The 10,094-nt window shown below is 59.5% G+C and carries 11 protein-coding genes and 1 pseudogene; 4 read left to right on the top strand and 8 right to left on the bottom strand.

Annotated features, from left to right (window positions below; genetic code table 11):
• Positions 1–75: 75 nt before the first annotated feature.
• A pseudogene (locus ACSSV8_RS19550) lies at positions 76–1,020 on the top strand (DUF4158 domain-containing protein); the annotation flags it as partial.
• Between the two features lie 261 nt (positions 1,021–1,281).
• Here ACSSV8_RS19550 and ACSSV8_RS19545 read toward each other — a convergent pair.
• From ACSSV8_RS19545 to ACSSV8_RS19520, 6 genes are all read right to left on the bottom strand, one after another.
• The gene (locus ACSSV8_RS19545) at positions 1,282–1,965 is read right to left on the bottom strand and encodes a DNA-processing protein DprA (protein WP_454283590.1); all 684 of its coding nucleotides are present in this window, start codon (positions 1,963–1,965) and stop codon (positions 1,282–1,284) included.
• A gap of 97 nt (positions 1,966–2,062) precedes the next feature.
• The gene (locus ACSSV8_RS19540; protein WP_454283589.1) at positions 2,063–2,362 is read right to left on the bottom strand and encodes a hypothetical protein; all 300 of its coding nucleotides are present in this window, start codon (positions 2,360–2,362) and stop codon (positions 2,063–2,065) included.
• A complete protein-coding gene (gene parA / locus ACSSV8_RS19535; RefSeq protein ID WP_454283588.1) occupies positions 2,307–2,978 on the bottom strand; it encodes a ParA family partition ATPase in 672 nt (223 codons plus the stop codon). Before parA ends, ACSSV8_RS19540 begins: the two co-directional genes overlap by 56 nt.
• 59 nt (positions 2,979–3,037) lie before the next feature.
• Positions 3,038–4,075 (bottom strand): replication initiator protein A, encoded by a 1,038-nt coding sequence (locus ACSSV8_RS19530; RefSeq protein WP_454283587.1) that lies wholly within the window; start codon positions 4,073–4,075, stop codon positions 3,038–3,040.
• 308 nt (positions 4,076–4,383) lie between these two features.
• Positions 4,384–6,228: a type IV secretory system conjugative DNA transfer family protein gene (locus tag ACSSV8_RS19525; RefSeq protein WP_454283586.1), complete on the bottom strand. Its 1,845-nt coding sequence runs from the start codon at positions 6,226–6,228 to the stop codon at positions 4,384–4,386.
• Positions 6,225–6,527, bottom strand: coding sequence for a hypothetical protein (locus tag ACSSV8_RS19520; RefSeq protein WP_454283585.1), 303 nt, complete (start codon positions 6,525–6,527; stop codon positions 6,225–6,227). Before ACSSV8_RS19520 ends, ACSSV8_RS19525 begins: the two co-directional genes overlap by 4 nt.
• 235 nt (positions 6,528–6,762) lie before the next feature.
• Here ACSSV8_RS19520 and mobQ point away from each other — a divergent pair, with 235 nt between their 5' ends.
• Both mobQ and ACSSV8_RS19510 read left to right on the top strand, forming a co-directional pair.
• The gene (mobQ, locus tag ACSSV8_RS19515; RefSeq protein WP_454283584.1) at positions 6,763–8,046 is read left to right on the top strand and encodes a MobQ family relaxase; all 1,284 of its coding nucleotides are present in this window, start codon (positions 6,763–6,765) and stop codon (positions 8,044–8,046) included.
• A 26-nt stretch (positions 8,047–8,072) separates the two neighbouring features.
• The gene (locus tag ACSSV8_RS19510; RefSeq protein ID WP_454283583.1) at positions 8,073–8,465 is read left to right on the top strand and encodes a hypothetical protein; all 393 of its coding nucleotides are present in this window, start codon (positions 8,073–8,075) and stop codon (positions 8,463–8,465) included.
• 22 nt (positions 8,466–8,487) lie between these two features.
• Here the strand turns inward: ACSSV8_RS19510 and ACSSV8_RS19505 are convergent, their stop codons facing one another.
• Together ACSSV8_RS19505 and ACSSV8_RS19500 are read right to left on the bottom strand one after the other, a co-directional pair.
• On the bottom strand, positions 8,488–8,823 hold the full coding sequence (locus ACSSV8_RS19505) for an XRE family transcriptional regulator (RefSeq protein ID WP_454283582.1): 336 nt from the start codon (positions 8,821–8,823) through the stop codon (positions 8,488–8,490).
• On the bottom strand, positions 8,820–9,194 hold the full coding sequence (locus ACSSV8_RS19500) for a type II toxin-antitoxin system RelE/ParE family toxin (RefSeq protein WP_454283581.1): 375 nt from the start codon (positions 9,192–9,194) through the stop codon (positions 8,820–8,822). The genes ACSSV8_RS19505 and ACSSV8_RS19500 overlap by 4 nt, the downstream gene beginning before the upstream one ends.
• Positions 9,195–9,606: 412 nt before the next feature.
• On the opposite strand from ACSSV8_RS19500, the gene ACSSV8_RS19495 reads away from it, so the two are divergent.
• Entirely contained in the window at positions 9,607–10,062 is a 456-nt protein-coding gene (locus ACSSV8_RS19495; protein ID WP_454283580.1) for an ArdC-like ssDNA-binding domain-containing protein, read from the top strand.
• Positions 10,063–10,094 lie beyond the last annotated feature (32 nt).

Genomic DNA, 10,094 nt, shown 5'->3' with positions numbered 1-10,094 from the left:
TCGCTACGTCGACCCGAACGGCAATCTGCGAGACTACGGCAAGCGCGTCCTCGGTGCTTAACGTACTATTCTGCACCCAGCCGGAATCTACCCCTCACCGAGCGTCAGCGCTCAGTACTTTTTGATCTTCCGACCGATGAAACGGCGATGTTGCGCCACTACACCCTTGCGGACGACGATCTGGAAATCATCCGCGCCCGCCGCCGCCCCCACAATCGTTTTGGGTTTGCTCTCCAGCTTTGCGCATTGCGCTATCCCGGTCGGTTGTTGACCCCGGGCGAGGTCATTCCAATGGAGATCACGCGCTTCCTGGCTGCGCAGCTTGGGCTGAAATCAGACGATCTGGCTGGATATGCAAGCCGCGAAGAAACGCGTCATGAACATCTGGCGGCCCTGCGGGATCTCTATAGCTACAAGATGTTCACTGGCCGAGGATCGCGCGACCTGAAGGCCTGGCTGGAGAGAACAGCCGAAACTGCCCGGTCGAACGAGGACTTGGCGCGGCGTTTCGTGGAACAATGCCGGGCGACCCAGACCATTCTACCAGGGATCACGGTTATCGAACGCCTTTGCGCGGATGCACTCGTTGCTGCAGAGCGACGGATCGACGCTCGGATTGCCGACCGGCTGGATGATGAGATGTGCAGTCGACTTGACGCCTTGCTGACGGAAATGGCGGACGGTTCTGTCACCCGCTTTGTCTGGCTGCGCCAGTTTGAGGTGGGCCAGAACTCGGCCGACATGAACCGGCTGCTCGGCCGGTTGGAATTCTTGCAGACCATGGCCGTGGACCGAACCGTCCTGTCGGGTGTGCCGCCCCACCGTATCGCGCGCCTCCGACGGCAAGGTGAACGTTACTTCGCCGGAGATCTGCGGGATATCTCCGGCGACCGCCGCCTTGCCATCCTCGCGGTCTGCGCTCTGGAATGGCGCAGTGCCATTGCCGATGCCGTGGTCGAAAGCCATGACCGGATTGTGGGGAAGACGTGGCGCGAGGCGAAACGCGTATGCGATGCTCGGGCATGCTCGTGCAACACGTCGCAGATCACCTTCGCAGGCCAAAGTGCCCCTTCCGGGAGCGGCGCGGATCGGGGCACCGGCACCAAGGTGACATCAGGCCCGAGAAAAGGCCGCAGAGCGCTTGCCTTCGAGTCTTGCAGGTGCGGAACGGCAGAGGCGATGACATCGACCCGGCCAGCCTTGATCGCGCCACAGGCTTTTCGGGAGGTGACAGATAGCTCAGAGCTACCGCGTGGAGAATAATTGGCGAAGGTGCCATACTCATAGCTCGAAGGCACGAACGCCCCCAGCAGTGTAGTTCGGAATATCGGGCAGGTCTTCACGGCGCAGGATTTGTGCTCCGTACTCGATGAGTTGCTTCGGCCAAGTCAAGTTCGGATTGGTTGCGACGTTCTCAAGCAAGTAGAGATCGCGGCCGAGCCGGATAGCTTCCCATCCCTGGTGGCGCGTCCCGCTCTTCTCGCTTGCTTCAATCACGATGGTTGCATCGCAGATGAGCGCCATCGTCCGGTTGCGGCGCGGGAAATTCTCGCTTTTGCCTGGATAACCTTCGGGAAACTGAGAAATCGCTAGGTGATCACGCTTGATCTCTTCAAGTAGACCGACATTTGTGGCCGGGTACGCTTTGGACAAGGGCGTGCCGAGCACCGCTATAGTGCGCCCGCCCTCTTCTATCGCCGTTCTGTGCGCCACTGTGTCGATGCCCTCAGCTAGGCCGCTGACGACAATGATGCCCTGCTGCACCAAGGCACGAGTGACAGCCTGTGCTCGTTTGATGCCGTCCGGGGTGGCTTTTCTTGAGCCGACAATCGCCACGCGGGAGCCTTCGGTCAAAAGCGCGGTATCACCCGCCGTGTACAACACATCTGGTGCGTTCTTTTCTTCGACCGGGCCGAATGGCCCAAGGGCTTCTCTCGTTCTTAGCTCTGCGTGCATTCTCATCATGCGGTGACGTTTCTTGCGCCGCCGCCCTCCCCTTTGTTTTTAAGCCACAAATCCCGCTTGCACAATATTTCACACAAACCCACATTTGTGCTTTTGTTCATTTGCGGGTTATGCCCGCATCCTCTTCCAATTCTTGCGTGCGCTGCTCAATGAAGGCTTGGAGTTCACCTACCATTTTCCGATCCGTCGCACTGCACGCCGTTTTGAATCGCGTGTGCAGGCTCGCCGGAAGATCCAGGCTCAGGCGCTTGGTCGGCTCATCCGGCACGGTCTTGACGACCGGCTTGTCTGCCAGTGTTGTGTCATGCCCTGCCCCGCCACGTTCAAACGCGAGGATTTGGTCATCCGTTGGCTGCTGCTTCGGCTTCGGAGCCGCCGAAAATGTCTTCTTCGACATACCGCTCAATCTCTTTCGTTAGTTGGTTGATCTCGCGGGCCGCATTGCTATCGTCAGCCCACTCGAAAATCGTTTGCCCCATGGTCATACCTTCAGCGAAGGCCACCCGTTGCTCGATCTCACTTGCTAGGATTGGCAAACCCGCCTCGGCAGCCATGTTGCGAATATCTCGCCCTATGACAGTTTTCCCTATTTTGCGGGAAACCACAAACCCACATTTGAGGGAGGGCTTGAATTCCTGCGCTTCTTTGACTTGACGCACTGTCAGATCAGATGCCCACGTCGAGAGACCGGACGGTTCGATAGGCAACGCCACAAAGTCCGATGCAACGATACAAGATCGGGCAATCTCCTCCGCGTGCGGCGGGCCGTCGATGATGGTGTGAGTATAGTCTTGGGCAAGCTTTAGCGCGTCCCGCGCCATGTTGGCCCGTGCCATGCTGACCACCTGGAAGGGCGCATCTTCGCGCAGGCTTGCCCATGTTGTGGCCGAGCCTTGCTTGTCAGCGTCGATCAAAAGCACCCGGTGGCCTTGGCGTGCCAGACAGCCCGCCACGTTCACCGATAGGGTGGTTTTGCCGACGCCGCCTTTTTGGTTCAGGAAAGATATGATCATGAGTCCACCTCACCACATTCGCGGGAAAGCGTAAAGCCACAAACCCACATTTGTGCGTTTTAATTCTGGTATGCGCCTCGCTTATTGCAGAAGGCCAGAAAGTGCTTATCCGCATCCTTCACGTCGATAGCCTTGTCATGCACCCATGACCGCCACTCGTTTTCCAGCACGTAGACGTCCCACCCGGGCGCAAGTCGCCGCGCCTCATCATGTGTGTCTGGTTTTCTGAACCGCAACGCCAGGAAGGAGGGGGCGACCACCGCCCCAGCCCCCTTGGGGCGAAAGACAACATTATCGCTTTCGATGTTCATGGTGTAGTCGGGGAGATGGTCGTGCACCGCATCATCCTCGATGATCTTCGAAATCAATCGCCTGAATTCTTTCGTGGTTGAGCCTGACCCGCACTTGTCGCGCAAGAGTTCGAGCCCACACTTCCACTTGGGTTGTGCGCCGCAATGCTTACGGGCCAGTTCATAGAGCCGCCGTTCAAGCGGTTTTCGGAGGAAAAAATACTGCTTGTTCAATGTCAGAACATGATTGTTCTCGATGGCATCAAACACCCAATCCGACAGTGTGATCTCGACATCCTGCATCCGACCGTCACGTGTCTCCCGAACGATTTCCGCTGACTCGATCAGGCCGAACACCTTAAAATATTCCTTGCCACCTTGGCGGATATTCGTCTCGATCTGCGTGCCTTGCAGACGCCGCAGCGCATCCTTCAAGAGTTGGTAGCCTTGGCCCGAGGTCTGACGGTTCGTCGCCACCAGCAAATCATGAGCCTTGAACCGCATCGACCGGTTGACTTTGCGGCCTTCATTGAGTGCAGCCATGCACTGACTGATACAGTAGATCAGCACGTCACGGTCATGGACTGTGGCCAGCCCGTAGCGTGACGGTGAAACCTCAATCGAATTATCACCATTATGGTAGCGTCGCGGCTTCATGTCCGGCTTGGTCGAGAGGGTAAACACTGGATGTTCCATCGAGGCCATGTCGCCCTTCGGCACCGCGTCCACAATGTCGCAAACGAACAGGTCTTTTTGCGGATGCCGGTCCGGCAGGAGCGGGGAGCGTGCATTCGTCACTTCATACACCCTCTGCTCAGCTTACGATTCGTCATTTCACACACCATGACTCACTATTGTCATTTCACACACCGATCGTCAAGAGTCGTCATTTCACACACCAACGGCCTGTGGATAACTTTTCCAAGCTATCGTCATTTCACACACCAAACTTCGTCATTTCACACACCAAACTTCGTCATTTCACACACCGCCATTCTGTAAAAAATTATTTGTTTCAAGGTGTTATTTGCCATTTTCCAAGGTGTAACTCTATTATAACTCTATTTAACTCCCTCAGAGCACAAAGCCTTCAACAAAATTTCAACACCCAACTTTCAATTCAGCGGATTCTGATCGAATCTTCCACGATAGGCCTTGCTCTTAAAATACACATTCTGCTTGGCCTTGAGTGGGTTGCGGTTACCCACCAACAGCAGCAGATCATCCGCCTTCATGCCCGTGATCTGTTCAGCCGTCATGAGCTTTTGACGTTGCTCTGAATAGGAAAAATCCCGACCCTCGTGCGGGGCTTTACCCTCACTGATTTGCTGAGAATAGACAGTGCTTTCGCCGAGGTGGCGCGCTGCCCATTCGGCGGTTTCGATATCATTGAGGTTGAAGACACGCTTGGTGATGCATGAACCGAAGATCGACCGGGCATCGTTTGGCCCATAGGCCTTTTCGACCTGACCCGTGTCCTGGGTGACGAAGAGGGCTTCGACACCCGCACCGGCGGCGACGTTGGCAATGTTCATGATCTGCTCCATGCGGCCCATCCGTATGAATTCATCGAGAACCAGCAGGATCGGAGCCTTGACCTTGCGCCGCCCATCCTGACGCACGACCGTGCCCAGAACGATGTTGATAAACAGGCGCATGAAGATCGCTTGCTTGTCCACCTGGTCGAGCGGCACCGCGATGAAGAGATCGACTTGATCGTCGAGAAGATCATCCATGCGGAAGCTGGACCCGGCCAGGAAGTGCCGCATGTTGTCGGATTGCATCCATTCGAAAGCCTTTGAGACTGCCGTCTGGATCGACCCACGTTCACGGTCACCCGCGCGCAGGATCGTGGCGGCGGTTTGGGCAGGGCGGTGGCCAACGAGATCCTTGTTTTCTGACCAGGCTTCAAGCGTCCCGTCGAGGCTTGCGGACAGAAGCAGGTCGGCGACGGCGATCAGGTTGCGACGGTTTGGTTCTTCCTGCGTCACGACCACTTCGATCGCCGCCGCGACGAGCTGGCGGGCCATTTCCGAGAAATGCGCGCCGTCGCCTTGTTCCGGTTTGACCAGGCCGTCCGCAACCAGGGCAACGTCGCGCGCCAGCTCATGGGGCCGGATGTAGTCGAGCGGGTTGAACTGGTCCTGTCCGTCCTCAACGAGGCCGAAGGGGTTGAGGACGGCGACCTTGCGTCCGAGCTCTTCCCGGCGGCGGCGCGTGACCGCGAAATTCTCGCCTTTGATGTCCAGGACCACGACTGGCCCCTGGTGATCGAGGATCGCCGGGATTACGGCACTGACGCCTTTACCGCCGCGCGTACCGGAGACGACGAGGTGATGCCCGCCGCGCCATCCCTTCGCATCGTTCTTGACGTAGCGCAGGAGCTTGCCCTTGTGCAGGGCGAGGGGCAGGCCGGTCTTGTTGCGCTTCAGCTGGGCCACGTCACGCGGGTCCATCCATCCCGCTTGCCATGGGCCGGTGCGGGATTTGCGGTTGCGGCCAATGCGCGGATTGAAGATCGCCACCAGCGGGGTGCTGACAGCGACAGCCACGCCGAAGACCCCGAGCGCGAAGGAGATCGCCATGGCCTGCTTCTGCGGATCAGAATACCGCGCCAACCCCTTGAGGCCTTCCCAAATGGCGCGGGGGAGGGGCCAGCCAGCGCCCGTCCATGCCTGGACAGTCGCCAGTATGTCGCTGAGCGGCCCTCTGAGGGGTGTCAGGGCTGTGAGGGCGGCAGCGCACAGGCAAACCCATGCGAAGAGCTTCAGAGGCCATCTCAGGCGCTCTGCGGTGGTCCCAAGGGTGTCGAGGATCACGGCTACTGCGATGATCGGGAAGGCATAGGTGGTCACCGGGTAGATCGCGACCGCTTGCGGAGCGAGGATCAGGGCGACGGCGGCCAGGATCACAGCACCGATCATGATCACCCAGTGGCGGGCTTCCAGAACAAAACTCATGACCGGTCCTCTTGCGCGTCAGGAAACAGAATCTGCCAGAGCCCCCGGTCGCGGTCGCGCTGGGTGAGGCGGTCTGGCAGGTCGCGCCGCACCAACTCCACGAGCTCGGGGCTCTGAAGAGCAGGTTCGGCGCTCAAACGGTCGAAGACCAAAGTGCCCAGGAGCCATTTGAGGCGGTCTTCGTCTTTCTTCTCAGACAGACGCCGCCGGGCATCGAGTGCTGCGATCTGTGCGTCGAGCTGGGCTTTCTTCTCGGCCAGTTCTTTGATCCGGGCGTCTGGATGGCGGCTTTGGGACATGGGGCAACCTCGGCAATAATGGGGGCGAATGTAGTGGCGGATTGATAGGTTGAAAAGATTTAAATGCGCGCTTATACATTGTCTTCGACAACGTGCGCGTCCTCATGGGGGTAAACCCCCGCGCCGGACGGCTTCCCCCCAAGGCGGCGATGCCGCCTGAACGAGGGTTTCACCCTCGCGCTCCCGACCAGCGCAATCAGGCGCTGGACCCTGTTTGAAGAGAGGCGTCCCAGGCGTGGCGATCTATCATTTCACAGCAAAAGTGATCAGCCGAGCTGGGGGCCGGTCATCGGTCGCAGCCGCCGCCTACCGGACGGCTGGGCGGCTGCGGGATGACCGGCAGGGGTTGGAGCATGATTACAGCCGCAAGGGCGGTGTCGTTCATTCCGAGATCATGGCCCCAGAGAATGCGCCCGACTGGATGCGCGATCGCGACCAGCTCTGGAATGCCGTCGAGGTGGTCGAGAAGCGGCGCGATGCGCAGCTTGCCCGAGAAATCGAAGTGGCCCTTCCCCGCGAGCTCGATCGCGGCGAGCGCCTTGAGCTCCTGCGCGGCTTTGTTCAGCGCGAATTTGTCGATCGCGGCATGATCGCGGATGTGGCCATTCACGAGGGCAAGGCCCGTGATGGCCACGGTCAGCCCCATGCGCATGTCATGCTGACGATGCGCGAGCTGACCGGCGAGGGTTTCGGTAAGAAGGACCGCAGCTGGAATGCGCCAGACTTGCTTATGGGCTGGCGCGAAGCCTGGGCGCGGGACGCGAACACGGCGCTTGAGCGGGCAGGGCGGTCGGAAAGGATCGACCACCGGTCCCTCGATGTTCAGCGGACTGAGGCCGAGCAAGAGGTCGAGCGGGCGCGCGCGGGCGGGCAGGATGAGCTGGCGCTTGAGCGCGAGAAGAAGGTGGTCGAGCTCAGCCGGGAGCCCGAGCCGAAAATCGGACCCTCGGCCAATGCTCAGGAAAAGCGCGGGATCGTCACGGAGCGCGGTGAGGCTTTCCGCGCGGCGCAGGCGCGCAATGCACAGCGCCAAGAGCTGGGCTGGCGGCAGTTGGAATTGCGTCTTGAGCTGATGGAGCGCGGGCGCGCCTTCATTGCCACCGCGCGCGAGCGGCTGGATCAGCTATGGGGCCGCGCCGAGGCGGCGATGTCACGGATCAAGGAGAGGGTTATGGGCGAGGTTGAGAGGCCGCAGGCTGGGGCCGAGCGGGGCGATATGGACGCGCGCCGGGCGGCGGTGTTGGGGCGCGATGTTGATCGACCCGAGGTGCAAGCGCCGGATGTCGGGCGGGAGCGCGCCCCGTCCGACGATCCTATTCGGGAGCGTCTGAACGCCATCCTTGGGCGTGGGCGTGATATCGGGCAGGAACGTGATGCCGCCGCCGTCGAGCGAGACATCGTCGCCCGTGATGGCGAGGGCCGTGACCAAGGGCGGTGGGATGACATTCTCGGGCGCGGGCGTGATACTGCGTCCGAGCGCGGGCAGGGCCGCGATCGCGATAGAGACAGAGAACGGTGAAAGACGTTTGCGGAGGGGTGGCCAAGATGAAGAAATGGCGCGTTGTTCTGGACGCCGCGAAGGCCCCGACCTGCGGTGACTGGGTTGCCGTGAGCGGGCTTTGCCCAGGTGAGGAGGAAACCGCACGATTCCTCTTTTTGGACGGGACGGAGGCAGATGGGTTCACGTTCCTCGATGCCCCACAGGAGCAGGTTGGCGACTCTCTTAGTGGCGAGCAGGTTCCGTGGCTGCACTTTCCAGACTGCATGGAGATCGTCGGAGTGGAACGTCAGGACTGGCGTCCGCCGAGCTGGCCGCACGACAAGACGTTGTGGCGTCTGACCCTGGTAAGCCTGCCGTCGAATGTCGAATTCGAGAAACGGCTTTTGGAGGGCCAGGAAAGCAGGCGTGGTGTCCTGAGCCGGTTAGGGTTGAGATAGGGCTTGGCGATTAAAGCCGCTATCAACCTGCGGAAGCAGGCGTCTTCTTTTCCGCAAACTGGTCGATCTTGATCTCCCGATCTGGGAAGCGGGCGATGATCTCCAACTCGCCGCCCATGGCCTGGATAAAGCGGCGCACGGTTCCGACATACATGTCAGTGCGTTTCTCCATCTTGGCGACCGAAGCCTGGTTGATTTGCAGGATCGCCGCGAGCTCCTCTTGAGAGAGCTGCATTGCGCGCCGCACTTCAGCCAGTGCCATCTCTGTTTCCAGGGCTTCAGATTTTGCGCGCGCGCGCGTCTGCGCATCCGGCGACATACGATTGCGCAGAGTTGAAAAGGACGTACGGCCAGTCATTTTTCTGTCTTCCCTTCGGCTTTCAGTTCTTCGACATGCTGATCGTAGAGGTCATCTGCGATCGGGATCATGTCTTCGTAGAATCTGTCGTTTCCTGTCTTGTTTCCTCCGATCAGCAGGATTGCCGATCGCTTTGGATCAAACGCGTAGAACACCCGAAACGGTTCTCCGTGGCTTTGAACGCGCAGCTCGCGCATATGGCTGTGTCGGCTACCATTTATCCCGCTTGAGTGGGGATAAGGCAGGTTTGGTCCCCGTGCTTCAAGGCGCTGGACATACGCATCCACGTCTTCTTGTTCGGTTTCCGTGAGGCTTTCCCACCAAGTTTCGAACTCATCCGTGTATTCAACATCCCATACCATGGAGTGCATAAATATGCCTCCGGATGCATAAATCAAGGATTCTTTTGATGCTGTCGCAAGATGACATCAGGCAGGGCAGGGGATCGACGGGCTGACGCCCGCTCACCCCGGCCCTGACGGTTTCCAAATCCTCTTGATCCGCCTGCCATCCCGGCAGGTCCGAGAAAACCGGCAAGCGCCGCCTGTGGCGTCGGTTCCGGTCGAGAATTCCGGTTCCTCCCACGCGCAGGCGCGCGGTTCCCTCCCAAATTCACGCCCTCCACCCGGTTGTCACGGCCCCGCCAGGCCGCAGGACGGGCTTTGCCCTTACCTGCTCTGCCCTTCGGAATGCATGGGCATTCCAAAGATCAGAACAGGAAGGCCCGCCCATTGGCGGAAAGGGGAGCAGACCCGGACCGCGTCACTCAAAGGAGGGTCACAAATGACCGCAGAGAAGTTTGACGTTTATTCCCATGTCACCAACCAGATCATCGCGCAGATCGAGGCCGGAACGCCGCCCTGGCGCAAGCCGTGGACTGGCGGTGTGACATCGGCCAGTTTGCCGGAGAGGTTCAACGGAGAAGCTTATCGGGGCATCAACATCCTGATGCTCTGGGCGACAGCGATGGCCAAGGATTACAGCTCAGCCCGCTGGATGACGTTCAATCAGGCCAAGCAGCTTGGGGGCCATGTTCGCAAGGGCGAGAAATCCGCCACCGTCGTGAAATACGGCACCGTCGAGCGCGAGGACGAGAACGGCGAGGAACGCCAGATCCCCTATGCCAAGGCTTACCGCGTGTTCAATGCCGATCAGATCGAGGGTTGCCCTGCTTGGCCCTGTACGCACGAAGGGGTTCAAAAACGGCCACATTTCATGAGAGTGCTGTTGTGCGCTTGATGCGGTCGATTGTTGCGACACCGACGTTGAAG

The organism is Roseovarius sp. MBR-79, assembly GCF_053628555.1.
This window is presented reverse-complemented; position numbering and strand designations above follow the sequence as displayed.